Raw genomic sequence first — 25,759 nt, 5'->3', positions numbered from 1 at the left:
TTCCCAGAGTGCAGACCGGTCCTTAGTCTGACCCTGTCAAGAGCATTGCGGGGCAACGTGAATCAGATGCAGGGCCTGCTCATAGCGGGCCGCTACCGGCTTGCCGATTCCATCGGCAGCGGCGGCATGGGCCGGGTGTGGCGCGCCCACGACGAGGTGCTGCACCGGACGGTGGCCGTCAAGGAGTTGACCGCCGCGCTCTACGTCTCCGAGAGCGACCAGGCCGTTCTGCTCGCCCGCACCCGGGCCGAGGCCCGCGCCGCCGCGCGCATCAACCACTCCGCCGTCGTCACCGTTCATGACGTGCTCGAACACGACGGCCGCCCGTGGATCGTGATGGAGTTGGTCGAGGGCAGCTCGCTGGCCGACGCGGTCAAGGACCGCGGCCGCCTCGACGCGCGCGAGGCCGCGCGGATCGGCCTGTGGGTGCTGCGGGCGCTGCGCGCCGCGCACGCCGCCGGTGTGCTGCACCGGGACGTCAAGCCCGGCAACGTGCTGCTCGGCCGGGACGGCCGGGTGCTGCTCACCGACTTCGGCATCGCCCAGATCGAGGGCGACACCACCATCACCCGCACCGGAGAGGTCGTCGGCTCGGTCGACTACCTCGCGCCCGAGCGGGTGCGCGGCCACGACCCCGGCCCGTCCTCGGACCTGTGGGCGCTCGGCGCCACGCTGTACACGGCGGTCGAGGGCCGCTCGCCGTTCCGCCGCACCTCGCCGCTGAGCACCATGCAGGCGGTCGTCGAGGAGGCGGCGGAGGAGCCCCGCCACGCGGGTGCGCTCGGCCCCGTCATCACCGCGCTGCTGCGCAAGGAGCCGGCCCAGCGGCCGAGCGCGGAGGAGGCGGAGCAGATGCTCGCCGAGGCGGCGGAGGGCCGCCGCCCGAGCGCCGCGCAGGCGTTCGTGCCGACCCAGGGGCGGGGCATGGACACCGGCGGGTCCTACGCCGGCGGTTCGTACACCAGTGGGTCCCACACCAGCGGGCCGTACGGCGGTGGGTCGTACACCTCCGGGTCGTACACCTCAGGGGCGGGCGCATCAGGGACGGGCGCCTCCGGGTCGTACACCTCCGGGGCAGGCATCCCTGGAGCAGGGACCTCCGGAGCGGGCACCGCGGGCCACGGCTCCGGGCCGGGTGCCGCGGGGCGTTCCGGCACCGGTCCGACGGCGGTGGGCCCGCACGGGATGGGCCCGACCGTGGTGGGGCCCGGCGCACCGGCCCGCCCCCGCCCCCGGCGCCGCCTGCGCACGCTCGCGCTGGTCGTCGCCGTCGCGGCCGTGCTCGGCGGCGGTGCCGCGGTGGGCTTCCAGCAGTGGAGCGCGATGCAGCAGGAGGACACCGACACGGGCGGGGCGACCCCGGCGCCGGCGACCTCGGCCACGAGCAGCCCGGGCCCGGAGGGCGCCGTCCCCGGCAACTGGGTGCGGTACGACGACCCGGTGGGCTTCAGCCTCTACCTGCCCAAGGGCTGGAAGCGCACGGTGTACAGCAACAAGGGCAGCCTCAAGCAGATCGACTACTCGCCCGATCACGGCGTCCACTTCGTGCGCATCGCCATGGACACCGACCCGGACTTCGCCGACGCCTACCAGCATCAGAAGGACCTGGAACAGCAGCTCCAGCGGCTGGTCGACTACAAGCTCGTGACCATGGAGGAGAACACCTACCGCGACCGCAAGGGGTCGGTGTGGGAGTACACGTGGACCGCGCTGAAGAAGGACTGGCCCCACGTGGCCGGACCGCGACGCGCCATCGAGGAGACGTACTACTCGCGCGAGGGCGTCGAGTACGCCCTCTACGTGTCGTCGACCGCCGCCGACTGGCCGACGGCGAGCAAGCAGTTCAGGTGGCTTCTGCAGGGCTGGCAGCCGAACTCCGGCTGAGTGCCCCAGGCTTGGCCGATGACCGCCCCGGAGGGTGTGGGTCCGGTGCGGCATGATGGGGCTCATGGGATCCGAGGGGGACGACTTCCGTGTGATCGCGGGCCGGTACCGCCTTCTGGCGCGGATCGGGCGCGGCGGAATGGGCGTCGTCTGGCGGGCGAGCGACGAGGTGCTGGGCCGCCTGGTGGCGGTCAAGGAGCTGGCCCCGGACGACTCCCTCACGGACGACGACGCCCGTCGCCGCCGGGAGCGCACCTTCCGCGAGGCGCGGGCGGTGGCGCAGTTGCGGCACCCGCACATCATCGTCGTGCACGACGTGTTCGAGCAGGACGAACGGCCGTACATCGTCATGGAGTTGATCGACGGCGGCTCGCTCGCGGACCGCATCGCCACCAGCGGCCCGCTCGACGCAGCGGAGGCCGCCCGGATCGGCATCGACCTGCTGAGCGCGCTGCGCACCGCGCACGCGGCCGGGGTGCTGCACCGGGACATCAAACCGGCGAACGTGCTGGTCGAGTCCAGCACCGACCGGGTGGTGCTCACCGACTTCGGCATCGCCCAGGTCGCGGGCGCGACCACGCTCACCGAGACCGGCTCCTTCGTCGGCTCGCCCGAGTACACCGCGCCCGAACGGATGTCCGGCATCCGTACCGGGCCGGAGTCCGACCTGTGGTCGGTGGGCGCACTGCTGTGCACGGTGCTCAGCGGCGAGTCGCCGTTCCGGCGCGACTCGCTCGGCGGCATCCTGCACGCCGTCGTCGCCGCCGACATCCGGCCACCCGCGCAGGCCGAGCCGCTGCTGCCCGTCGTACTGGGCCTGCTGGAGCGCGACCCCGACCGGCGGCTGGGCGCGGCGGAGGCCGAGCGGATGCTGCGGACGTTCCTGGAGACGGGGCGCACCCCGGCCGCGCCGGGCAGCAGCACACCGCGTTCGGTCCGTACGTCCCGGACCGGCGACTCCAGAAGCCGTACCCCCGCGACCCCCTACACCCCGACCGAACACGACGTGCCGCGTGGGTCGCTCACCCCGCCCGCGCCCACCGACGAACAGCCGCCGGCCACCCGCCAGTCCGCGCGCGGAGCGCTGGTCGCCGCGCTGCTCGTGGCCGCGGTGGCCGGGGCGGGCGTCTCGGCGGCGGCGCTGCTGCTGAAGCAGGGCGGCGACGGAGGCGGCGGCACACCGAGCGGTACGGCGAGCAGCCCGGCGGCGCCGACGAGCAACTCCCCGTCCACCAGCGCCCCGAAGTCCCCGACGCCGACCGCGAGCAGCGCACCGGCGGCCTCCACCACCCACACCGCACCCTCCGGTTACCGCACCGCCCGGGACCCGGCCGGTTTCTCCCTCGCCGTACCGCAGGACTTCACCCGCGAACGCCAGGGCGAGCGGGTCTTCTACCTCTCCCCGGGGCAGACCTTCCGCCTCGGCATCAAGGTCGCCCCGCCCGAAACGGGCGGCCCCGCCGCGGTGATGAGCCGGGCGGCGGCCGACGGGCCCAGCACCAACCCCGGTTACCACGACGGCCGGGTCACCGAGACCACGCACGCCGGACACCCCGCCGCGCTCTGGGAGTTCACCTGGAACGGCTTCAGCGCCGCGGAGGGCCCGCGCCACACCTACGACATGTGCTGGGAGGAGGGCGGCCGGATGTACGACGTGTGGGTGTCGGCGCCGGTCGGGAAGGTCAAGGAGGCCCGGGAGTACTTCGACGTGGCCGTGGACACCTTCTCGGTCACGGCTTCGTGACCGGTTGGCCTTCCCTGTGGCTGGGAACGCACATGGCGCGATATGGATGAACCATGAGCAGCGACGGGGGAGCCGGCCGTACGGCCGACGACACGACGAGTTTTGTTCTGCAACCGCCGAGACCGAACCCGGACCCACAGCCCGCGGTGGTGCCCGCCCAGGGCACCGGGCGGCTGATCGCCGGGCGCTACCGGCTGCTCACCAAGCTCGGCCACGGCGGGATGGGCACCGTGTGGCGGGCCAAGGACGAGATGGTGGACCGCGAGGTCGCCGTCAAGGAGCCCCGGATACCGGACCACCTTCCCGAGCGTGAACAGGCCAACGCCTTCGAGCGGATGCGCCGCGAGGCGCGCGCGGCGGCCCGCCTCGATCACCCCGCCGTGGTGGACGTGTACGACGTCGCGGTCGTCGACGGCCGCCCGTGGATCGTGATGGAGCTGGTGCACGGACGCTCGCTGGGCGGCGCGCTCCAGGAGGGCACGCTGGACGCGCGCGAGGCGGCCCGGATCGGTCTGCAGGTGCTCGGCGCGCTGGAGGCGGCGCACGCGGCGGGCGTCCTGCACCGGGACGTGAAACCGGACAACGTGCTGCTGGGCCGGTACGACCGGGTCGTCCTCACGGACTTCGGCATCGCGCAGATCGAGGGCGAGACGAGCCTGACCGACACCGGCGGCTTCGTCGGCTCCCCCGAGTACATCGCGCCGGAACGCGTACTGGGGCAGCGCCCCGGCCCGGCGAGCGACCTGTGGTCCCTGGGCGTGGTCCTGTACACGGCCACCGAGGGCGTCTCCCCGTTCCGCCGCAGCAACACCCCGGCCACCCTCCAGTCCGTCCTCAACGCCGCCCCGGCCGCGCCCGCCGCCGCGCGGGGCCCGCTGGCCGAGGCCATCAACGGCCTGCTCCAGAAGGACCCCGCGCACCGTCCGACGGCGGCGCAGGTCCGCGCCCTGCTGCAGGCGGCCGCCGACCCGCCGGCGCCGGAACCCACCCAGCACGTGGGGGTCACCGCGCCCGCCACCCGCTCCCCGCGGCTCGGCCGGAAGGTCTGGCTGGGCGTGGGCGCCGCCGTGGTCGCGGCCGCGGTGGCCGGATACCTCGTCCTCGCCGACCCCTTCGCCGGCCCGCTGCCCGACGGCTGGGCGAAGCGGACGGACGCCAAGCTGGGGGTCACCCTCGCCGTCCCCGCGACCTACCAGGTGGGCCGCCCGGACAAGGACGCCACCGACAAGACATGGGTGTCGTACACGGACTGGAGCGGCGGCATCTCGATCGTCCTGGACCTGACCCGGAAGTCGGACGACTCCCTGAACGAGATCAAGAGCAACGCGGTGGCCCAGATGCGGGCCGACGACGAGAAGTTCAAGAACGAGGGCGACTACGACCTCGACATGGCCAAGGGCGCGCGGACGCACCCGGACGACGACGCCACGTACCGGGGCAGGCAGGCGGCCACGAACACCGTCGCCTACACGACCGACGACAGCCAGGACCCGCGCCCCCGGGAGATCCAGATCTTCTACTACCGCACCAAGGCCGGCGACCTGTACCGGCTCACCGTCGGCTACCCGGGCAAGGGCGACTTCACCGCCCGGGGCCGGGAGGTGGCGAAGGCGGCGATCGCGAACCTGGACCTCACGAGGCCGTGAGGGCGGGCTCGCCGGCCCGGACCCGCTCCCGGTACCGCCCCGGTGTGGTCCCGAACTCCCGGCTGAACGCGTGCGAGAGGGCGTACGGGCTGCCGTAGCCGGTCTCCCGGGCCACCGTCGCCAGGGGCACGTCCGAGTCGCGCAGGCGGGTCGCCGCCAGGGTCAGCCGCCACCAGGTGAGGTACGCCATCGGCGGGCGGCCGACCAGGGAGGTGAAGCGGCGGGACAGGGTGGCGCGGGAGACGCCCGCCTCCGAGGCCAGCCGGTCGGCCGTCCAGGCGGCAGCCGGATCGGAGTGCAGGGCCCGCAGCGCGGCCGTCGCCACCGGGTCGTTCAGCACCGCCGGCCACGCGCCCGTCTCCGCCTGGGACATCCAGGCGCGGACCATGTAGATCAGCAGAAGGTCCAGCAGACTCGGCAGGGCCAGGCAGGCGCCCGGCCGGCGCTCGTCCAGCTCCCGCGCCAACAGGTCTACGGCGGTGCGCAGTTCGGGATGGTCGCCGACCCGGTGCGGCAGGTGCACCACCTGCGGCAGCTCCGCCAGCAGCGGGTGTGTGCGACTGCGGTCGAGACGGTACTTGCCGCACAGCAGCTCGACGCCGGGGCCGGACCCGGGAAGCCGTACGTCCGTGTCCCGCACCTCCTCGAACGGCACCGCCCGCCGCATCTCGGCGGCTCCCGCCGCCCGGTCCGCCAGCACGTGTCCCGCCCCGTGCGGCAGCAGCACCACGTCCCCCGTGCCCAGGGGCACCGGGTCGCCGCCCCCGTCCGGCACGAGCCGGCACGCGCCGCTCAGGACGACATGGAAGCCCGCCCCCTCGTACGGCGCGAGCCGGACGCTCCAGCTGCCGTGCACCCGCAGCCGGTTCGAGGACGGCCGGCCGGCCCGGACCGCCGAGATCGCATCGCTCACCACATCCATGAGACGACAGCGTATTGGACAGAGCCGAACGAGCATTGGGACGTTCAATCCTGACTCCTAGGGTCATCGGTATGGCTGATGACAATGTGCAGAGCTTCAGGGTCGGCGACGTCGAGGTGCTCCGTATCGTCGAGTGGCGGGGGCCGTACGTGCCCGTCGGAGCCCTCGTCCCGGACTGCGGCCCCGAGGTGTGGAGCGCCCACGAGGAGGAACTCGTCCCCGACCACCGGGAGCCCGGTGGCGACCGTGCCGTGGTGGCGCTCCAGACCTGGGTGGTGCGCTCCGGCGGGCGCACGGTGCTGGTCGACACCGGTGTCGGCAACGGCCGCGAGCGTCCCGGCAATCCGCTCTTCCACCAACGGCAGGGGGACTTCCTGGACCGCCTGGAGCGGGCCGGGATCCGTCCGCAGGACGTCGACGTCGTCGTCAACACGCATCTGCACGGCGACCATGTCGGCTGGAACACCCGCGACGCCGACGGTGTGTGGGTACCGTCCTTCCCCGGCGCCCGGTACCTCCTGCCGGCCGCCGACGACCACCACTTCGGGCCCGAGGGCGGCTACGCGGGCGGCGTGCGCGTGGACGACCGGCTCGTCTACGAGGACAGCGTCGCGCCCGTGCACCGGGCCGGGCAGGCCGTGGTGTGGGACGGCGAGTACCGCATCGACGAGCATCTCGTCCTGGAGGCCGCCCCCGGTCACACCCCGGGATCCTCCGTGCTGCGCCTCGCCTCGCGCGGCGAGCGGGCCGTGTTCGTCGGCGACCTGCTGCACAGCCCCGTGCAGATCCTGAACCCCGAGTGCAGCAGCTGCTTCTGCCTCGACCCCCGGCAGGCGGCCGCGACCCGGATCCGGGTGCTCGAACGCGCTGCCGACGAACGGTCCTTGGTCGTTCCCGCGCACTTCGGCGGCGGTGGCGCGGTCGAAGTGCGCAAGGAGCACGGGAGGTTCACCCTGCACCGATGGGCCGCCTGACCGCCCGCTTCGACAAGGGCATGGTGCGCACGGTACTCATGTGACATGACTGGAGACGGCGAACGCTCGCCCGACGAACAGTTGATCGGTGGGCGCTACCGGCTCCTGGAGCGCCTCGGCGCCGGACCGTCCGGGACCGTCTGGCGGGCGCGCGACGAGCAGGAGCAGCGGGACGTCGCCGTCAAGGAGCCCGTCCTGCCCGGGGATCCGGCGGACGACGAGGAGAGCCGGCGGCTCGCACACCGCCTCTGCACGGAGGCGCGGGCCGCCGCCCGGGTACGGCACCCCTCGGCCGTCACTCTGTACGACGTCGTCACCGAGGACGGACTCCCCTGGATCGTCATGGAGTTGGTCCAGGGCGAGTCGCTGCGGGAGGCCTTCCGGCGCGGGCCTCTTGAGCCCGCCGAGGCCGCCCGGGTCGGGCTCGCCGTCCTCGGGGCGCTCCGGGCGGCGCACGCCGTCGGGATCGTGCACCGGGACATCAAGCCTGCCAACGTCCTGATCGAGTCCGGCACCGGACGGGTCGTCGTCACCGACTTCGGCATCGGGGACGGGCATGTCGCGGAAGCCCCCGCCGAGTTCGTCGCGCCGGAGCGGGCGTCGGGACGCGGTGCCGGCCCCGCCTCCGACCTGTGGTCCCTCGGGTCGCTGCTCGCCACGGCCGTCGAGGGCGGGGACGCCGGCCCGCTCGGCCCGCTGCTGACCCGGCTGCACGCGCCGGAGCCGGAGGCGCGACCGGGGGCGGAGGCGGTGGCGGCGGTGCTGGAGGTGTGTGGGGGTGTGGTGCCTGTGGCGTCCGGGGCACCGGTGGGGGAGACGACACCCGAGCCCGAGCCCGAGCCGGAACCCCGGCCTGCGCCTCTCGCTCCCGCTCCGGCCCCCACCCCTGTCCCCACCCCCGACCCCCGTCGCCGTACCCCCCTCGCCGCCCTCGGTCTCCTCCTCGCGAAAAAACCCGGAGCCGAGTGATCGTCATCCGACAACGCCCTGATCAGCGCATTCGCTGCCAGTGATCACTGGCGTTGTGTGTGCAGTCAGTGAATCCCCGTTACCGACGGGTACCCAAAGCCTCCACCGCGGCATACCCTGCGCCTCATGACGGACTCGCAGGCCCCGGACATCACCGGTACCAACCCCCTCGCGCCCGCCCCCGAAGGCGCCCGCACCGCCGCCGACGTGGTCACCCCGGAGCTGGTGGCCCAGCTGACCAAGGGCGTGGCCGGCTCCGGCCGTACCGCCAACCACACCCCGTTCACCGGCGAGAAGCTGGCCGACCTGCCCGAGTCCACGCCCGAGGACGTGCTCAAGGCCTTCCAGGCCGCCCGCGCCGCACAGGCGGTGTGGGAGAGGACACCGGTGCGGCAGCGGGCCGCCGTGCTGCTCCGCTTCCACGACCTGGTGCTGGAACGGCAGGCGGAGGTCCTCGACCTGATCCAGCTGGAGACCGGCAAGGCCCGCCTGCACGCCCACGAGGAGGTCCAGGCCGTCGCGGTGGCCGCCCGTCACTACGGCCGCAAGGCCCCCGCCTACCTGCGGCCCAAGCGGCACGCCGGCGCGATGCCGACCCTGACGAAGGTCACCGAACTCCGCCACCCGCGCGGGGTCGTCGGCCAGATCGCCCCCTGGAACTACCCCCTGGAGCTGTCGGTCGGCGACGCGCTGCCCGCCTTCGTAGCGGGCAACGCGGTCGTGATGAAGCCCGACACCGAGACCTGCCTCACCGCCCTGTGGGCCCGTGACCTGCTCATCGAGGCCGGACTGCCCGCCAACGTCTTCCAGGTCGTGCTCGGCGAGGGCCCGGTCGTCGGCCCGGAGGTCGTCCGGCACGCCGACTACGTCTCCTTCACCGGCTCCACCCGCACCGGCCGCGAGGTCGCCCAGGGCGCCGCCGCCCGCCTGGTCGGCGTCTCCCTCGAACTCGGCGGCAAGAACGCCATGCTGGTGCTCGACGACGCCGACATCGAGAAGGCGGCCGCCGGTGCCGTACGCGCCTGCTTCTCCTCGGCCGGGCAACTCTGCATCTCCATCGAGCGGTTGTACGTCCACGAGTCGGTCGCCGACGCTTTCCTCGATCGCTTCGCCGCCCGCACCAGGGCCATGCGGCTCGGCAACTCCCTCGCCTACGGTGCCGACATGGGCTCGCTGGTCGGGGAACGGCAGCTGAAGACCGTCGAGCACCATGTGGAGGAGGCCGTCGCCAAGGGCGCCAAGGTGGTCGCGGGCGGTGTGGCCCGCCCGGACATCGGCCCGTACTTCTTCGAGCCGACCATCCTCGACGACGTCGAGGACTCCATGGCCGTGTGCGAGGAGGAGACCTTCGGTCCCGTCGTCTCCATCTACCGCTTCAAGACCGACGACGAGGCGGTCGAGCGCGCCAACTCCACGCCGTACGGCCTGAACGCGTCCGTGTGGACCAGGAGCGCCCGCCGCGGCCAGGACATCGCCTCCCGGCTGCGCACCGGCACCGTCAACGTCAACGAGGGCTACGCGCCCGCCTACGGCAGCGTCCAGTCCCCGATGGGCGGCATGAAGGACTCCGGCCTCGGCCGCCGCCACGGCTCCGAGGGCATCCTCAAGTACACGGAGGCCCAGACGGTGGCCGAGCAGCGGCTGCTGCCGATGGCGCCGTCGCTGGGCATGGACGACGAGAAGTACGCCGCCTTCATGAGCCGCAGTCTCAAGCTGATGAAGGCATTCCGTTTCCGCTAGACAACCCCGTTCTCAACGAGGAGAGCACGTGTCGCAGGAGAAGTCTGTCCAGACCCGGGACGAGGACGGGTACGACTACGACGTCATCGTGATCGGTTCGGGGTTCGGCGGCTCGGTGTCCGCCCTGCGCCTCACCGAGAAGGGATACAAGGTAGGCGTCCTGGAAGCCGGCCGCCGCTTCGCCCGCGACACGCTCCCGAAGAACTCCTGGGACCTGAAGAACTACCTCTGGGCCCCCAAGCTCGGCATGTACGGCATCCAGCGCATCCACCTGCTGGGCAACGTCATGGTGCTGGCCGGCGCAGGCGTCGGCGGCGGCTCGCTCAACTACGCCAACACCCTCTACGTACCGCCGAAGGCCTTCTTCGACGACCCGCAGTGGAAGGACATCACCGACTGGCAGGAGGAGCTGAAGCCGTACTACGACCAGGCGCAGCGCATGCTCGGCGTCCGGCTCAACCCCACCATGACCCCCTCCGACGTGCACCTGAAGGCGGCGGCACAGCGGATGGGCGTCGGCGACACCTTCCACCTCGCGCCGGTCGGCGTGTTCTTCGGCGACGGCAAGGACGCCGACGGGACGGCGAAGGCGCAGCCGGGCGGGCAGGTGGCCGACCCGTACTTCGGCGGGGCCGGCCCGTCCCGCAAGGCCTGTACCGAGTGCGGTGAGTGCATGACCGGCTGCCGGCACGGCGCGAAGAACACCCTGAACGAGAACTACCTGTACCTCGCCGAGAAGGCGGGCGCGGTGGTGCACCCCATGACGACGGTCGTGTCCGTCACGGACGACTCGCGGGGCGGTTACGCGGTGGCGACGCTGCCGACGGACGACAAGAAGAAGGCCAAGGGGCGGATCCTCACCGCGCGGAGGGTCGTGATCGCGGCTGGTACGTACGGCACCCAGACCCTGCTGCACCGCATGAAGGCCGGCGGCCAGCTGCCCCACCTCTCCGCCCGCCTCGGCGATCTGACCCGCACCAACTCCGAGGCGCTGGTCGGCGCGCAGACGGACAACCGCCGCTACCGCAAGGCCACCGGCGAACCGAAGGCCGACTTCACGCGCGGTGTCGCCATCACGTCCTCCGTCCACCCCGACGAGAACACCCACATCGAGCCCGTCCGCTACGGCAAGGGCTCCAACTCGATGGGCGGCCTGTCGATCCTCCAGGTCCCCTACGCCGAGGGCTCCTCGCGCGCCCTGGCCTGGCTGGCGAACGCGGCCCGCCACCCCCTGCTGGTCGCCCGCTCCCTGTCCAACCGGCGCTGGTCGGAGCGGACCATCATCGGCCTGGTGATGCAGTCCCTGGACAACTCGCTGACGACGTACCTGAAGCCCGGCGGCGTCGGCAAGGGCCTGCTCACCGCCCGGCAGGGCCACGGCGCACCGAACCCCAAGCAGATCAAGGCCGCCTCGGAGGCCGCCTCGGCCCTCGCCGCCGAGATCAACGGCTTCGCGGGCAGCAACGTCGGCGAGCTGATGGGCACCCCGCTGACCGCCCACTTCCTGGGCGGCTGCCCCATCGGCGACCCCGCGGAGACCGGCGTGATCGACCCGTACCACCGGCTCTACGGCCACCCCGGCATCTCGGTCGTGGACGGCGCCGCGGTCTCCGCGAACCTGGGCGTGAACCCGTCGCTGACGATCACCGCGCAGGCCGAGCGGGCCATGTCGTACTGGCCGAACAAGGGTGAGGAGGATCCGCGTCCGGCGCCGGGAGCGGCGTACGAACGCCTGAAGCCGGTGGAGCCCCGGCAGCCGGCGGTCCCGGCGGACGCCTTCGGCGCGCTGAAGCTGCCGTTCCTGGGGATCCCGGCGGTGCCGCCGAAGAAGTAGCCGGACCGGAGAAGCAGTCGTAGCGAAGAAGTGCCGAGGGACCTGCATCCCCCTCCGAACGCAGGTCCCTCGCTTCTTACCGTCTTCTTGATCCGGCAGCAGGTTTGATCAGCGAGGGGCCTGAACGGTTGCGTCGCTTCACGCGATTTATATGTGACGTGAGTCACGCGTGATGGGCATGATGAAGGGCCCCGGGGGACTGGGTCCGCGGGGCCCTTCATTCGTCAGCACCGACGTCAGGGCAGAGCCGGTGCCTGGAGGCGGCGCCGGGGGGTTGCGCCGCCTGTTGTGTGATGTGGTCTCGACCTCCGGCGGACAAGCCGGGTAGGACAATGCCGTTGTCTGCGAGGGGACTTGGGGCTTTCTACGCATCGTGCTGGATGAGCGAGGCATCCGCAACCGTTTGACCCGGCACTGGTGCATTTTTGCAATTTTCCGCCGGTCGGCCCCGGGCGTCCCCGGAGCCGACCGTTCTCTTGGGTGACCGGGCTGCTGTCCCCTGCCGTCCGGTCACTTCCCTGGAGCGAGGTCCCACGGCGCACGGCACGACCCGTACGCCTCATCGCTCCAGCGAGCCACGCGTGGTTCTGTCGGGCCCGCCCCTGGCTGGCACGGACATCGGGATCAACGAAGCGGTCCGCGGGCCGGTCACGCACCGTACGGGTGAGAGCGGGACCGAACTCAGATGCGACCCCGGCACAGCTCCAGCAGGGTCATCGCGAGGGCGGTGCCCGGCTTGCCGAGGGTCTCGCGGTAGCGGCCGAGGATCTCCATCTCGCGGGAGAGGTTCACCCGCCGGCCGCCGGAGGCGATCCGGGTCTCCTGGACGACGGTGGACACGGCCATCCGCTCCTGGATGAGCCCGATGATGCGGTCGTCGAGCGCGTCGATGCGCTCACGGGCGTCGGTGATGGTCTGTTCCGCGGTGACGGTGGTCATGTCGGGGCTCCTGGTGAGGTGGAGGCCCCGGAACGACAGAACCCGGAAAACGACAGGCGCCCCGGGCCTTGTCGGCCCGGGGCGCCTGGGAAGTCGCTTGGCGGTTTGCTCAAGCAGCACGACCATGGCAGCCGGCGGGCCGGGTGCCATAGGTAAAGAGGAAGGTCGTCTGCGTGAGCACGGGGTCAGTATGCCACGGGCCACGCCTGTGCCGGTCGGGCCTCCATGCCCACCCCGTTAGAATCGGAAGCACAGACCCCCGCCCGACCACCAGAAGGCACCCCGTGTCACCAGCGACTCAGTCTGCCGCCACCCCCGACACCGTCCTGGTCGTCGACTTCGGCGCGCAGTACGCCCAGCTCATCGCCCGTCGCGTCCGCGAGGCGCGGGTCTACAGCGAGATCGTGCCGAGCACCATGCCGGTCCAGGAGATGCTCGCCAAGGACCCCGCGGCGATCATCCTCTCCGGCGGCCCCTCGTCCGTGTACGAGGAGGGCGCCCCCCGCCTCGGCCGCGAGCTGTTCGAGGCCGGCGTCCCCGTCTTCGGCATGTGCTACGGCTTCCAGCTGATGGCGCAGGTCCTCGGCGGCACCGTCGACAACACCGGCTCCCGTGAGTACGGCCGTACCGACCTGCACGTCTCCCGGACGTCCTCCACCCTCTTCGAGGGCACCCCGGCCGAGCAGCACGTGTGGATGTCGCACGGCGACGCCTGCTCCGCCGCCCCCGAGGGCTTCACCGTCACCGCGTCCACGGACGTCGTCCCGGTCGCCGCCTTCGAGAACGACGAGAAGAAGCTCTACGGCGTCCAGTACCACCCCGAGGTCATGCACTCCACGCACGGCCAGCAGGTGCTGGAGCACTTCCTGTACCGCGGCGCGGGCCTGACCCCGTCCTGGACCACGGGCAACGTGATCGAGGAGCAGGTCGCCGCGATCCGCGAGCAGGTCGGCGACAAGCGCGCGATCTGCGGTCTGTCCGGCGGCGTGGACTCCGCCGTCGCCGCCGCCCTCGTCGCGCGGGCCATCGGCGACCAGCTGACCTGCGTGTACGTCGACCACGGCCTGATGCGCAAGGGCGAGACCGAGCAGGTCGAGAAGGACTTCGTGGCCGCGACCGGCGTCAAGCTGGTCGTCGTGGACGCCGAGGAGCGCTTCCTGACCGCGCTCAAGGGCGTCAGCGAGCCCGAGGAGAAGCGGAAGATCATCGGCCGCGAGTTCATCCGCGTCTTCGAGCAGGCGCAGGCCGAGATCATCGCCGACGCGGGCCCGGCGGTCGAGTTCCTGGTCCAGGGCACCCTGTACCCGGACGTCGTGGAGTCCGGCGGCGGCACCGGCACGGCGAACATCAAGTCGCACCACAACGTCGGCGGCCTCCCCGAGGACCTCGAGTTCCAGCTCATCGAGCCGCTGCGCAAGCTGTTCAAGGACGAGGTCCGGATGGTCGGCCAGGAGCTGGGCCTGCCGGAGGAGATCGTCCAGCGCCAGCCGTTCCCGGGCCCGGGTCTCGGCATCCGCATCGTCGGCGAGGTGACGAAGGAGCGTCTGGACCTGCTCCGCGAAGCCGACGCGATCGCCCGCGAGGAGCTGACCGCGGCCGGCCTCGACCGGGACATCTGGCAGTGCCCGGTGGTCCTGCTCGCGGACGTCCGCTCGGTCGGCGTCCAGGGCGACGGCCGCACCTACGGCCACCCGATCGTCCTGCGTCCGGTCTCCTCCGAGGACGCCATGACCGCCGACTGGTCGCGACTGCCGTACGACGTTCTCGCCCGCATCTCGACCCGGATCACCAACGAGGTCCGGGACGTCAACCGGGTCGTCCTCGACGTGACCTCGAAGCCGCCGGGCACCATCGAGTGGGAGTAGTCCCTACCGTCGCCTGAGAGTGCGCACCGGCTCTCCGGGCTTCCAGACCTGGGCGACCAGGTACGTCTCGTCCTCGATGTAGGTCCGCACGACCTCCGTCAGCTCGGTGCGGAAGAGGTGGAACGGCTGCGGCGGTTCCACCTCTTCGACGTATGCCGCCCTGGCCGCGCCGTCCTCGACCTCGAACGCCCGGCCGCTGATCCGCACGTCCCCGCTGCCCATGTCGGCGCCCGGATTCGCCTGGAGCGCGAAGCGCGGATCGCGCAGCAGGTCGAGGGCCTTCAGGGAGTTCGGCATCATGCCGAGCCACAGCTCTCCGCCCAGGAAACGGACCTCCAGGCCGGACGTGCGGGGGGACCCGTCCCGGCGCAGGGTCGCCAGGACGTGGTGCCGGTGGGCGCCGAAACGCTCCTCGGAGAGCGGTGCCAGTTCGGGTGCCGCGGTGGTGAAGGCTGCCCAGTTCATACGTGCCAGATCCATACGCGCCAGCCTCACCGGTAAACCGGACATCCTCTGTCGTGTATTCGCTGCGTACGTCATCTTTACAAAACAGCTCTGCCCTTTTGCACTGACCGGCGGTAACTTCCGGCCCGTACAGCAATTCCCACGCTGGAGGACCTATGCACGGGCCCACCCCGCCCCTGCCGCTGCCCACCGACCAGCTGCAGTTCGCCATGCCGCCGATGCACGACTCGGTCGAGGACGAACGCCGGCACCGCAAGGAGCGGCTGGCGGGCGCCCTGCGGATCTTCGGGCGCGCCGGATTCGAGGACGGAGTGTCGGGGCACATCACCGCGCGCGACCCCGAGTTCAGCGACTGCTTCTGGGTCAACCCGTTCGGGATGCCGTTCAAGCACGTCACCGTCAGCGACCTGGTCCTCGCCAACCAGGACGGACAGGTCGTCGAGGGCCGCTACCACGTCAACCAGGCCGCGTTCACCGTGCACGCCCAGGTCCACGCCACCCGCCCCGACGTCGTCGCCGTCGCCCACTGCCACTCCGTGCACGGCCGGGCCGTCGCCGCGCTCGGCGACCTCATCGACCCGATCACCCAGGAGAGCTGCGCCTTCTACGAGGACGTGGCGCTCTACGACGCCTACACCGGCGTCACCGTCGACGCCGAGGAAGGCCGCCGTATCGCCGCCGCCCTCGGCTCCCGCAAGGCCCTCGTGATGCGCAACCACGGGCTGCTGACCGTCGGGGACTCGGTGGACGCGGCGGCCTGGTGGTTCATGTCGCTGGAGCGGTCGTGCCAGGTGCAGCTGATGGCGAAAGCGGCCGGCCGGCCGGTCCTCATCGACCACAAACAGGCCGTCGCGACCCGGGAACAGCTCGGCGGCGACCTGGTGGCCTGGATCAACTACCAGCCGCTGTGGCAGGACATCAGCCGCAGCGAACCGGACCTGCTCAGCTAGGAGCCCCGCAGGACGGCGGCTGGAAGCCCCGCAGGACGGCGGCCTTCGTCCGCGCGAACTCCTCGTCCGTGAGCACCCCGTCGCGGTGCAGCTCGCCCAGCTCCCGCAGCCGGCGCAGCAGTACGTCGTGGTGGTGGTCGGCCTGCGCCGGCACGGCGGCCGGCGGCCGGCCCCGGTCCGTGGGCGCGCCGCCGGTGCGGGTGGAGGGATGCGGCAGCCGCGCGGTGACGGCCGCCGCGACCAGCGCGGTCAGCAGGTCGCGCCGGACGCTGCCCCAGAGGTCGAGGGTGTAAGGGTCCCGCTCGGGCGGCAGCTTGGAGAACGCCGTCTCCCGGGTCACGAACCTGAGGAAGCCGTCCTCGTAGCCGGAGTTGGGCAGCCACTCGACCTGGACCAGGTCGCCGAGGCCGATGATCCGCGGGCCGGTCGCGCGCTTGACCCGGTCGGAGGTGTCGGCCCAGTCGATGCGCACCTGCGTGCCGTCGAAGGAGACCGTGCCGTCGGAGGAGCGCACCGAGACCGGCACCGGCGGCCCCGACAGCAGATAGGCCGCCGTGGGCTCCTTGGGGACCTGGTCGAGCAGCAGCGCGTGCCGGATCTCCTCGGCGACGAACTCGGCCACCCCGCCGCGATCCGCGTCCACCGTGAGCCGGTAGGGGTCGGCCGCCTCCGGCAGCCGCCCGCCCGTGGCCTGCAGCAGCGGATCGGCGCCCTCGCGCAGCCGCATCCGGAGCCGGCCCCGCTTGCGCTGGGGTTCGTAGCCGACGCCGGACACCGCTTCCAGCGGTACGGCGATCTCCCCGTACGTCTGCCGGAACAGCGGTACGGAACGGTGGAGCCCGGGGGTGATCCGGATCGTACTGCCGTCGAACGCCCAGGTGCCGTCCCGCTGGATGATCTCGGCCATGGGGAGATTCTCGCAGCCGGGTCAACACGGCGGCCCGAACTTCACCCGTCGGGACCCGGACCGGCGGGCCCCGACGGCCCTGCGTAGGGCACAATTCGCTCTCGACACTGGGGAGTTGCACGGCGGCGGAACGGCCCACAGAGGGGCCCGTCGGCCGTGTCTCGGGCCGAGGGGAAGGCGGGCGTCGGGCGTGGCGGTGCAGGAGGCGAGACAGGGCGCGGCAACGGGTGCCGTCGGGGCGCACGCAGGCGGCTGCACCTGCGGGGACTGTCCGCACGGGGCCCGTGAGGGACACCGGCGGGCGGTCGCCGCGTTCCTGCGCGCGCGGGACGAGTTCGCGGCCGGGCAGGGCCTGCCAGCGGGCGTGGCGCACTCGGCCTCCGCCTCCCGCCAGTGGGTCTCCGCGGAGCTGACCCAGCAGGCGGGGGCCGTCGCCGAACGGGGCCGGGCGGAGGGTGAGGCCTGGCTCGCCCGGCTGTGGCTGCGCATGGCGTGCGTGGTGTGGGGCGGGGTCGTCGCCCTGCTGCTCGCCGAGTCGCTCACCGCGGTCGGCGCGGGCTGGACCAGCGCGCGGACCGCCGCACTGCTCGCCGCGCTCGTCGTCGCGGCGGCGCTGACCGCCGCCTCCTGGTTCCACCGGGCGCGTGGCGGGGCGCTGGCCCCGGTGATCGGCGAGGACAACCGGATGTCCACCTCCCGCACGGTGGCCGCCTGTTGGGTGCTGTTCGTCGCCTACGCGGTGCTGCTGCTGGCGGGCCGCCTGGCCGCCGCCTCCGACCACGCCGAACGCGACGCGCTGATCGCCGGCCTCGACCTCGCGCGCGGGGCGGGCGTGGTGACCGTCCTCGCCGTGGTGTGCGGCATCGCCGTGCTGGTCCGGCGGGTGGTCGGCCTGCGCATCCTCGGTCTGCGGCTGCAGAAGGTACCGGCCCACCGGCCGCGCGCCGCCGACCTGTTGACCGACGACTCCGGCCGGGGCGCCTTCGCCGACATCCAGTACGTCGTCATCAGCGCCGTCGCCCTGTCGTTCGCCGCGGTACGGCTGGCCCGCCGCCCCGACCAGCTGCCCGACCTGCCCTGGGGCCTCGCGGTCGTGGTGCTGATCTCGGCCGCGACCTACCTGGCCGGCAAGTACGCCGAGGGCGGCCGTCCGGTGATCCTCTCCGTCGTCCGTGCCCGTGAGCCCGGCGACCTGGACGGACCGATCCGCACCGGCGACGACATCGAGATCCGCGGCACCGGCTTCGTCCCGCCCGGCGCCCAGGGCGCCGACCGCCTCTCCCGGATGGTCGTGCGCATCGGCGCGGTCGACGTCCACGTCCCGCTGGTCCCCGTCAGCGGCGGCTTCCGCAACCCCACGGACACCGTCCTGACCGTCCCGGTACCGGCCGAGGTGGAGCCCGGCTCGGTGGAGGTGCAGGTGGTCACCGCGGCGGGGGTGGCGACCAACCGGTGCATAGTCCAGGTGACGGACTGAGCCGGACTCCGAGCCGCCGTCCGCTCTCCCGCCCCTCCCCCGCACGCGGACCCGAAATCCGGAAAAACGTCCGGGAGAGGATTGAACCGGACCCGTTTGTCGTACGTATCGTCGAGTGAGGGGTCGGCCCGGCGGGTGAGAGGCGGCTAACAGCGATGACTCACGGCATGCGGACGGACACAGATACGTCCTACCTGAACCGCGGCGGCGACTGGCGGGACACCGCCACCCGCTATGCCCTCCTTCCGCTCCGTATCTTCCTCGGCGTCACCTTCATCTACGCCGGCCTGGACAAACTCACCGACAGCGCCTTCCTGAAGTCCGGCGGCGCCGGCTCGGTCGGCGACACGATGCGCGCCGCCCGCGACTCCGCCGCCATCCCCGCCCTGATCGACATGGCCCTGAAGAACCCGGTCGGCTTCGGCTACGGCATCGCCTTCGGCGAGCTGGCCGTCGGTATCGGCACCCTGCTCGGCCTGCTGGGCCGGCTGGCCGCCCTCGGCGGCGCGCTGATCTCGCTCAGCCTGTGGCTGACCGTCAGCTGGGCCACGTCGCCCTACTACTACGGCAACGACCTCGCCTACCTGATGGCCTGGCTGCCCCTCGTCCTCGCCGGAGCGCCCTACCTCTCCTTGGACGCGGTCTGGCGCAGCCGCCGACGGCAACGCACGGGCGGCTACCGCTAAGGCGTGCCAGGCCCGCGTCGCCGGCATGACCCGGGAGACACCTCCTAGCCGCTCTCGGTGCCGCGCCGTCTGCGTATGCCCCGGGTCACGGCCGCCGTGACACCGGCCAGGCAGAGGCCGCCCGTCACCAGCGGCATGGCCGCGAACCAGGGGATGTTCCACAGGCCGGCCGCGTCACCGGCGTAGACGGCGCCTGCGGCGGTGAGGAAGAGACCGGCGACCAGCTTCCCGGGCTGGAACTCATGACGCAGCACGGCTGACCTCCACCTCTCCGACACCCACCCGCAGACCGAGCCGCAGCGTCCCGGCGCCCTTGCCGCCCTTGACCGGCGACAGTGTCACGTCCTTGTGTCTGCCGGGCTCCACGTCCACGTCCTTGCTGTTCTGGCCGGGCAACCGGATGTCGCCCACCCCCACGTCGATGCTCAGCTTCACGGTCGCGTCCGCCGGCACGATCACCTTCAGCTGCCCCGCTCCCACCTCGGCGTCCGTGGCCACCGTCTGCCCCTTCGCCGGGTGCACGCGGGTCAGGTCCAGGGTGCCGACGCCGGTGCCGAGGTCGTACGCCGACCGCACGTCCGCCGTCGCGGCCGGCTTCCAGGACGTTTCTTTCCAGTGGGTCGTGATGTCCTTGGGCAGGGCCGTGGCCCCCGCGAGCAGCGCCGCCGTGACGATCGCCAGGAACACCGACCCGGCCCCCGTCCGCCCCAGGAAGGCGCTGAGCGTGATGCCCAGGCCGAAGACCACGAGCGCACAGGCCAGGCCGGCCTGCAGGCTGGTGCCCAGCGGGTGCGTGTCCCAGGTCAGCCCCGTGCCCAGGCCCCCGGCCAGCAGGGCGAGCAGGAATATCCAGCCGCCGGTCCAGCGCGGGCCGCGTGGTCTCTCGGGCACGGTGCGCGGCGGGTGGGTCGAGCCGTGGTGGGTCCAGGGGGTGGCGATGCCGACGTCCACGGACGGGACGAGGTCCCGGTCGCGGGCGTCCCCGGGGCCCCACAGATAGCCGGTGCCGCCGACATGGGTGCCGTCCTTGACGATCGGGTCCCGCCACCAGGACGGGTAGGTGGTGACGACCGGCGGCGCCTGGGCCTCCGGCGGGGCGTCGGCGGCGGCCTGCGCGGCGAGCGGGTCGGGGTCGGCGGCACCACGCCGCCGCGACCAGTACCCGGCGCCGGCCAGCAGGAGGGAGAGGACCACGGCGAAGGTCAGCACCCCGCCGTTCTTCAGCATGGTCAGGAAGATCCCGCAGCCGACCAGGGCGAACAGCACGGCGGCCAGCGCCTGGCCGTCGACCCGGCCCGTCAGCAGCTTGCGGACCTCGTTCTCCTCTTCCTCCTCGTACGGCACCAGCAGCCAGGCGAAGCCGTAGAAGATGAGGCCGATGCCGCCGGTCGCGGCCAGCACGGCCAGGGTGATCCGGAAGATCACCGGGTCCATGTCCGTCTTCCGCCCGAGCCCGGCACACACCCCGGCGATCATCTTGTGCCGGCGGTCGCGCCGGAACCGGAGGACACCGTCGGTGATCCCCTGCTCCCCGGTGGTCTCCTGCTCCCGCGTCGCTCCTGTCCCCTCCCTCTCTCCTGCCGTTCCCGTCTGTCCCGTCGCGGCGGGCGCGGCATCCGTCGGTCCGTTGCCCGGGGCCGGGCTCGGGCCGGGGCCGGGTCCCGGACCCGTCGCGGCGTGCTCGTGATCCGTCATGCGTCCATGGTGACGGCCCGGCCACCGCCACGGCAGTCGGGATGACCCTGGGCGAACCCTGAGATCGGCCCTGAGACGCGGCGGGGAGGCGTTCGATGCCCGGTCGGGGCCGGTCGGGGCCGTTTCGAACGGCCGGCTCGAAGATCAGGGGAGTCTAGGGGGTGGACCCTGATGCCCCGCACCCGCGGCCATGTGACCATCGATGGCATGCCGGAAGCCGCAGCCTCGCCCCTCGACGACCCGCGGCCGCCGCGCAAGCTCTACCGCAGCAGCGACGGCCGCTGGCTCGGCGGAGTGGCGCGGGGCCTCGCGGGGCACCTCGGGCTGCCCGTGATCTGGGTCCGGCTCGCCTTCGTCGGCCTGTTCATGGCGAACGGACTCGGCGCGCTGCTGTACGCCGCGTTCTGGTTCTTCGTGCCGCTCGGCGTGGGCGGCGTCGGCGACCAGAAGCCGCAGCCGCTGGTGGGCACCGCGACCGCACCGGACGGCCGCCGCAGACTGCTGGCCCGCAAGCCGGACAAGGGCCAGATCGTCGCCCTGCTCCTCATGGTCATCGTGTCCATGGTCTTCCTGGGCAGCATCAACCTGACCAGCGCGGCCAAGGCGTATCTGCTGCCCTCCGTCCTGGTCGCGGCCGGTGTCGCCCTCGTCTGGCGCCAGGCGGACAACGCCCGCCGCGCCCGCTGGGTCGAGGTCGGCAGCCGCCGCCGCACCCTCACCCTGCTGCGCGCGGGTGCCGGCGTCCTGCTGGTCACCGCCGGCGTCTCCGCCGTCTTCGTCATGCAGGGCTCGGCCGCCCATCTCGGCGCGGTGCTCCAGGCCGCGCTCGTCGTCCTCGTCGGTATCACGCTGCTGGCCGGCCCCTATCTGGTCCGCATGACCCAGGACCTGTCCGAGGAACGCCTGATGCGCATCCGCGCCCAGGAGCGCGCCGAGGTCGCGGCCCACGTCCACGACTCCGTGCTGCACACCCTCACCCTGATCCAGCGCAACGCCGACAACGCCGGCGAGGTCCGTCGCCTGGCCCGCGCCCAGGAGCGGGACCTGCGCACCTGGCTGTACAAGCCGGAGGGCACCGGCAAGGACGAGGCCGACGAGCCGGACACGGTCGCCGAGGCGGTGCGGCGCAACGCGGCCGAGGTAGAGGACAAGCACGGCGTGCCCATAGAGGTGGTCGTGGTCGGCGACTGCCCGCTGGACGAGAGGACCGGCGCACAGATGCAGGCCGCGCGCGAGGCGATGGTCAACGCCGCCAAGTACGGTGGCGAGGGCGGTGCCGTACAGGTCTATGCCGAAGTCGAGGGAAGGACGGTCTTCGTGTCCGTCCGCGACCGCGGCCCGGGCTTCGACCTCGACTCGATACCCGCCGACCGCATGGGCGTTAGAGAATCGATCATCGGCCGCATGGAGCGCCACGGCGGCACGGCCCGGCTGCGGGCGGTGCCGGGCGGCGGCACGGAGGTCGAGCTGGAGATGGAGAGGGCGGAGAAGACGTCATGAGCGACGCGACCGAGGCGAACGGTACGGCGGGAGCGGCGGAGCCGGCCGGGTCCGGCCCCGCCGGGAAGCGGCATGTGCGCGTGGTGCTCGTCGACGACCACCGCATGTTCCGCACCGGCGTGCAGGCCGAGATCGGGCAGACCGCCGAGACCGGTGTGGAGGTGGTCGGCGAGTCGGCGGACGTCGACCAGGCGGTCACGGTCATCACCGCGACCCGGCCCGAGGTGGTGCTCCTCGACGTCCACCTGCCGGGCGGCGGCGGGGTCGAAGTGCTGCGCCGGTGCGCCGCGTTGATGGCGGACGCCGAGCAGCCGGTGCGCTTCCTCGCGCTGTCCGTGTCGGACGCGGCGGAGGACGTGATCGGTGTGATCCGCGGCGGCGCCCGCGGCTATGTCACCAAGACCATCACCGGCACCGACCTGGTCGACTCGATCTTCCGGGTCCAGGAGGGCGACGCCGTCTTCTCCCCGCGCCTGGCCGGGTTCGTCCTGGACGCCTTCGCCTCCACCGACGCCCCGCCGGTCGACGAGGACCTGGACCGCCTCACCCAGCGCGAGCGGGAGGTGCTGCGCCTGATCGCCCGGGGCTACGCCTACAAGGAGATCGCCAAGCAGCTGTTCATCTCGGTGAAGACGGTCGAGTCCCATGTCTCGGCGGTCCTGCGCAAGCTCCAGCTGTCCAACCGCCACGAGCTGACCCGCTGGGCCACGGCGCGACGACTGGTCTGACCCCTGCCGGGCAGCCGCCCTCACGCCACCCGCGTGGCCCCCGCGAACGGCATCTGGTCGATGGGGGCCAGACGGACCGGTGCCGAGGGGTTTGGGGCGTGGATCATCCGGCCGTTGCCGACGTAGATGCCCACGTGGCTGATGCCGGAGTAGAAGAACACCAGGTCGCCGGGCTGGAGTTCCGAGCGGGAGACCCGCCGGCCCGCGTTGATCTGGGTGTAGGTGGTGCGGGGCAGGGAGACGCCGGCGGAGCGGTAGGCGGCCTGGACCAGGCCCGAGCAGTCGAAGGCGTCCGGGCCGGTCGCGCCCCACACATAGGGGCTGCCGAGCTTCTGGTAGGCGTAGGCGACGGCCGCCGCCGCGCGGGAGCCGGGGGCGGCCGTGGAGCCCGCCTGCTCCAGGTCAGCCCGGGCGTCCGAGGCCGAGCGTGAGGCGCGCCCCGGCGCGGTGCCGTCGCCGGTGGCCTGCGCCCGCTGCGCCGGAGTGAGCCGCGCCAGCAGGCTGCGCGCCTCGGCCAGCTTCCCGGTGATGGTCTTCTTCTGCCGCTTCAGCTCCGCCTGCCGAGACCGCAGCGACTTCAGCTCGATGCGGGCGGCGCCGCGCAACTGCTCGATCTCCCGCAGCTGTTGACGTACCCGAGTCACCGCCCCGGCCTGCCGCTCGCCGGCCCGCTCGGCGAACGTGGCCCCGTCCAGGTACTTGTCGGGGTCGCTGGACAGGGCGAGCTGCCAGGCGGGGTCGATGCCGCCCTCGCGGTACTGCGCCGCCGCGTACGAACCCAGCGCCTCCCGGGCCGAGTTCAGCTTGTCCTGCTTGCGGGCGGTCTCGTCCCGCAGCGAGTTCAGCCGCCGCTGGGTCGTATCCGCCTGCTCCTTCGCGCCGTTGTACTTCTCGGTGGCGGCCTCGGCCTCCTGGTACAGCTTGTCCACCTTGGCCTTCACCTGGGTCGGTGTCAGCTGCGGCTCGGCGTTGCCGGTCCCGTCGAAGGCCGTCGCGGTGGCCGCGCCCGCCAGAGCGAGGGTGGCGGCCGTGCGGGCCGTGTTTCCGCCGAGCGAGCGCTGTCGGGGCTTTCGGTGCGCTGCCACCTGGACCGTCACGTCCTTCCGTAGGACTCCTGCGACCGAGCGAGCGGTGTGCCCGGCGGCGGCCCGCACAGGGGAAGCGGGCCGTCGCCGGACCTTTCTCGGCGGTGGTGGCCGACTGCCGCCCCTGGCCCGGGCGGCGGTGGGGAGCCGGTCACCTGGGGGAGGACGCTAAACCCGAGTGTGACGGCTTGGTAACGCGGAGTACGGAACTGGCTTCGAGCGATCGCCGCGTGACCGTATGTGACCGCATTGCCGGGCTGGAGACGTCGTCTTCACGCAGCGTGGTGACCGATGCGCGGAATGCGGGGCACACAGGAGTCATGGGGTGCTATAGGGCGCATATATGCAAGATCCACGGATGCTCCGGGTGGGCCCGGTGACAGAGGGCTGTGGAGCCCCTGATTAGGCTCCGGGCTCATGGACGTACTCATCCATCTCTTCGTCGGCCTGCACATCATCGGCATCGCCGCGCTGCTCGGCGGTTTCCTCACCCAGATGAAGGCGATGGGCCAGGGCACGGCCCGCTTCGTCCCCGGGATGCTGCACGGCGCGTTCACCATGCTGGTCACCGGTGTGGCCCTGGTCGGTCTCAACCAGGCCGACGGCCACCACGTGAACACCTTCAAGATCGGCGTGAAGCTGGCCCTGCTGATCGTGATCCTCGGGCTGGTGTACGTGAAGCGCGACGAGGAGAAGGTGGACAAGAGCCTGTTCGGGCTGGTCGGCGCGCTGACCGTCGCGAACATCTTCATCGCCGTGCTGTGGACGTGACGCTCAGCGCCGTCCGGTGATCCCGGCGCGGGCCGTGAGGGCCGCGCCGGCCGCGACCGCGAGCCACGCCGCCACCGTCACCCACACCAGCGCCCGTCCCGGCCCCTTCAGCCACCCGATGCCCACGGCGGCCGCGACCGACAGCGTGGCCGCCCCGGTCATCCCCATGGGGAACACTGTCGCCCACCGCCGCATGTCGTAGCGCAGCCGGGGCCGGGCCACCTCGGCGGCCAGGAGGACCACGTACCAGGCCAGATCCAGGACGAGCAGCGCCACCGTCACGTTCCGCAGCACGCCCCGGTCGTCGTCGTTCCACAGGTACAGCCGCGCACTGTCGGCGGAGAGCAGCTCCGACCCGGCCAGCGCCGAGATGGCGAGCGCCCCGCCCGCGATCCACTGGTCCCCGGCCCCCTCGAGGACCTGCCGTGGATCGAAGTGCCGCAGGGCGAGGCCGTAGAACACCAGGCCCAGCCAGAACAGCACCAGAGCGGCGTGCGCGAGCCATGCCGCCGTCTGGACCGCGGCCAGTGTGGCCGCCAGCACTGCCGGCGCCTGTGTGGCCACACAACACAGGAACACCGCTCCCGGCAGGCGCCGCTTCCAGTGCCGCATGACGAGGTACAGCAGCGGCGGCCAGAGCACCACAGCCAGTGCCAGCGCTGCCTCGGCCAGGGTCTGCCGGCCGAGCGCCGAGAACCGGGTGCCGAGCACGGCCGTGGCGGCGACCGCGGTGAGCGCGCCCGGGCTCCGCGCCTCGGCCATCCAGCGCTCCCGCTGTGCCACAAGCCGTACGACGAAGTCGGCGGCCAGCGCCAGCCAGGCGACGCAGGCCAGCCACAGGAAGACCCGGGACACCGTCTCGTCGCCCGTCAGATGCAGGCCCACCGACACGACGCCGGTCGCCATGACGGCGGCCCCCGCCGCCGGCGGATGCCCCGCCCACCACGCACGCAGAGCTGAGATGCCGGGCACGCGCCC

General features: G+C 72.4%; 22 protein-coding genes. 14 read left to right on the top strand and 8 right to left on the bottom strand.

Annotated features, from left to right (window positions below):
* Positions 1-66: 66 nt before the first annotated feature.
* The 3 genes from CRP49_RS08630 (at position 67) to CRP49_RS08620 (ending at position 5,274) form a co-directional block, all read left to right on the top strand.
* Positions 67-1,884, top strand: a complete 1,818-nt coding sequence (locus tag CRP49_RS08630) for a protein kinase (RefSeq protein WP_097252881.1) — start codon at positions 67-69, stop codon at positions 1,882-1,884.
* Between the two features lie 64 nt (positions 1,885-1,948).
* On the top strand, positions 1,949-3,628 hold the full coding sequence (locus tag CRP49_RS08625; RefSeq protein ID WP_097252880.1) for a serine/threonine-protein kinase: 1,680 nt from the start codon (positions 1,949-1,951) through the stop codon (positions 3,626-3,628).
* Between the two features lie 53 nt (positions 3,629-3,681).
* A complete protein-coding gene (locus CRP49_RS08620; protein WP_097252879.1) occupies positions 3,682-5,274 on the top strand; it encodes a serine/threonine-protein kinase in 1,593 nt (530 codons plus the stop codon).
* Here the strand turns inward: CRP49_RS08620 and CRP49_RS08615 are convergent.
* Positions 5,261-6,196, bottom strand: coding sequence for an AraC family transcriptional regulator (locus CRP49_RS08615; protein WP_097252878.1), 936 nt, complete (start codon positions 6,194-6,196; stop codon positions 5,261-5,263). The genes CRP49_RS08620 and CRP49_RS08615 overlap by 14 nt on opposite strands.
* Positions 6,197-6,267: 71 nt before the next feature.
* Between CRP49_RS08615 and CRP49_RS08610 the strand changes: the two genes are divergently transcribed.
* The 4 genes from CRP49_RS08610 (at position 6,268) to CRP49_RS08595 (ending at position 11,713) form a co-directional block, all read left to right on the top strand.
* Entirely contained in the window at positions 6,268-7,170 is a 903-nt protein-coding gene (locus tag CRP49_RS08610) for an MBL fold metallo-hydrolase (RefSeq protein ID WP_097252877.1), read from the top strand.
* 45 nt (positions 7,171-7,215) lie between these two features.
* A complete protein-coding gene (locus CRP49_RS08605; RefSeq protein WP_097252876.1) occupies positions 7,216-8,139 on the top strand; it encodes a serine/threonine-protein kinase in 924 nt (307 codons plus the stop codon).
* Positions 8,140-8,265: 126 nt separating this feature from the next.
* On the top strand, positions 8,266-9,879 hold the full coding sequence (locus CRP49_RS08600) for a succinic semialdehyde dehydrogenase (RefSeq protein ID WP_097252875.1): 1,614 nt from the start codon (positions 8,266-8,268) through the stop codon (positions 9,877-9,879).
* A 28-nt stretch (positions 9,880-9,907) separates the two neighbouring features.
* Positions 9,908-11,713: a GMC family oxidoreductase N-terminal domain-containing protein gene (locus CRP49_RS08595; RefSeq protein WP_097252874.1), complete on the top strand. Its 1,806-nt coding sequence runs from the start codon at positions 9,908-9,910 to the stop codon at positions 11,711-11,713.
* A 681-nt stretch (positions 11,714-12,394) separates the two neighbouring features.
* Here CRP49_RS08595 and CRP49_RS08590 read toward each other — a convergent pair.
* Positions 12,395-12,652: a chorismate mutase gene (locus CRP49_RS08590; RefSeq protein ID WP_097252873.1), complete on the bottom strand. Its 258-nt coding sequence runs from the start codon at positions 12,650-12,652 to the stop codon at positions 12,395-12,397.
* A gap of 284 nt (positions 12,653-12,936) precedes the next feature.
* Here CRP49_RS08590 and guaA point away from each other — a divergent pair, with 284 nt between their 5' ends.
* Positions 12,937-14,517 (top strand): glutamine-hydrolyzing GMP synthase, encoded by a 1,581-nt coding sequence (gene guaA / locus CRP49_RS08585; protein WP_097252872.1) that lies wholly within the window; start codon positions 12,937-12,939, stop codon positions 14,515-14,517.
* A gap of 3 nt (positions 14,518-14,520) precedes the next feature.
* On the opposite strand, the gene CRP49_RS08580 is transcribed toward guaA, so the two are convergent.
* A complete protein-coding gene (locus tag CRP49_RS08580; protein WP_097252871.1) occupies positions 14,521-14,982 on the bottom strand; it encodes a pyridoxamine 5'-phosphate oxidase family protein in 462 nt (153 codons plus the stop codon).
* Positions 14,983-15,137: 155 nt separating this feature from the next.
* Here CRP49_RS08580 and CRP49_RS08575 point away from each other — a divergent pair, with 155 nt between their 5' ends.
* On the top strand, positions 15,138-15,932 hold the full coding sequence (locus CRP49_RS08575; protein WP_097252870.1) for a class II aldolase/adducin family protein: 795 nt from the start codon (positions 15,138-15,140) through the stop codon (positions 15,930-15,932).
* Here the strand turns inward: CRP49_RS08575 and CRP49_RS08570 are convergent.
* A complete protein-coding gene (locus tag CRP49_RS08570; RefSeq protein ID WP_097252869.1) occupies positions 15,925-16,839 on the bottom strand; it encodes a DUF4429 domain-containing protein in 915 nt (304 codons plus the stop codon). The genes CRP49_RS08575 and CRP49_RS08570 overlap by 8 nt on opposite strands.
* Before the next feature lie 190 nt (positions 16,840-17,029).
* Here CRP49_RS08570 and CRP49_RS08565 point away from each other — a divergent pair, with 190 nt between their 5' ends.
* Both CRP49_RS08565 and CRP49_RS08560 read left to right on the top strand, forming a co-directional pair.
* Positions 17,030-18,316 carry a hypothetical protein gene (locus CRP49_RS08565; protein WP_097252868.1) on the top strand — a complete coding sequence of 429 codons (1,287 nt, stop codon included), beginning with the start codon at positions 17,030-17,032 and terminating at the stop codon, positions 18,314-18,316.
* Between the two features lie 155 nt (positions 18,317-18,471).
* Positions 18,472-19,002: a TQO small subunit DoxD gene (locus CRP49_RS08560; protein ID WP_097252867.1), complete on the top strand. Its 531-nt coding sequence runs from the start codon at positions 18,472-18,474 to the stop codon at positions 19,000-19,002.
* 44 nt (positions 19,003-19,046) lie between these two features.
* Here the strand turns inward: CRP49_RS08560 and CRP49_RS08555 are convergent, their stop codons facing one another.
* Together CRP49_RS08555 and CRP49_RS08550 are read right to left on the bottom strand one after the other, a co-directional pair.
* Positions 19,047-19,256 carry a hypothetical protein gene (locus CRP49_RS08555; protein ID WP_097252866.1) on the bottom strand — a complete coding sequence of 70 codons (210 nt, stop codon included), beginning with the start codon at positions 19,254-19,256 and terminating at the stop codon, positions 19,047-19,049.
* Positions 19,243-20,697: a PspC domain-containing protein gene (locus tag CRP49_RS08550; RefSeq protein ID WP_097252865.1), complete on the bottom strand. Its 1,455-nt coding sequence runs from the start codon at positions 20,695-20,697 to the stop codon at positions 19,243-19,245. The genes CRP49_RS08555 and CRP49_RS08550 overlap by 14 nt, the downstream gene beginning before the upstream one ends.
* 207 nt (positions 20,698-20,904) lie before the next feature.
* On the opposite strand from CRP49_RS08550, the gene CRP49_RS08545 reads away from it, so the two are divergent.
* Positions 20,905-22,197 (top strand): ATP-binding protein, encoded by a 1,293-nt coding sequence (locus CRP49_RS08545; protein WP_097257257.1) that lies wholly within the window; start codon positions 20,905-20,907, stop codon positions 22,195-22,197.
* A complete protein-coding gene (locus CRP49_RS08540) occupies positions 22,194-22,925 on the top strand; it encodes a response regulator transcription factor (protein WP_097252864.1) in 732 nt (243 codons plus the stop codon). Before CRP49_RS08545 ends, CRP49_RS08540 begins: the two co-directional genes overlap by 4 nt.
* A 20-nt stretch (positions 22,926-22,945) precedes the next feature.
* Here the strand turns inward: CRP49_RS08540 and CRP49_RS08535 are convergent, their stop codons facing one another.
* The gene (locus CRP49_RS08535) at positions 22,946-24,010 is read right to left on the bottom strand and encodes a C40 family peptidase (RefSeq protein ID WP_179851551.1); all 1,065 of its coding nucleotides are present in this window, start codon (positions 24,008-24,010) and stop codon (positions 22,946-22,948) included.
* Positions 24,011-24,427: 417 nt separating this feature from the next.
* On the opposite strand from CRP49_RS08535, the gene CRP49_RS08530 reads away from it, so the two are divergent.
* Positions 24,428-24,781 carry a hypothetical protein gene (locus tag CRP49_RS08530; RefSeq protein WP_097252862.1) on the top strand — a complete coding sequence of 118 codons (354 nt, stop codon included), beginning with the start codon at positions 24,428-24,430 and terminating at the stop codon, positions 24,779-24,781.
* Positions 24,782-24,784: 3 nt separating this feature from the next.
* Here the strand turns inward: CRP49_RS08530 and CRP49_RS08525 are convergent, their stop codons facing one another.
* The gene (locus CRP49_RS08525) at positions 24,785-25,753 is read right to left on the bottom strand and encodes a tellurite resistance/C4-dicarboxylate transporter family protein (RefSeq protein ID WP_097252861.1); all 969 of its coding nucleotides are present in this window, start codon (positions 25,751-25,753) and stop codon (positions 24,785-24,787) included.
* Positions 25,754-25,759 lie beyond the last annotated feature (6 nt).

The organism is Streptomyces sp. Ag109_G2-15 (genome assembly GCF_900215565.1).
In the GTDB taxonomy this organism is placed as follows: domain Bacteria; phylum Actinomycetota; class Actinomycetes; order Streptomycetales; family Streptomycetaceae; genus Streptomyces; species Streptomyces diastatochromogenes.
This window is presented reverse-complemented; position numbering and strand designations above follow the sequence as displayed.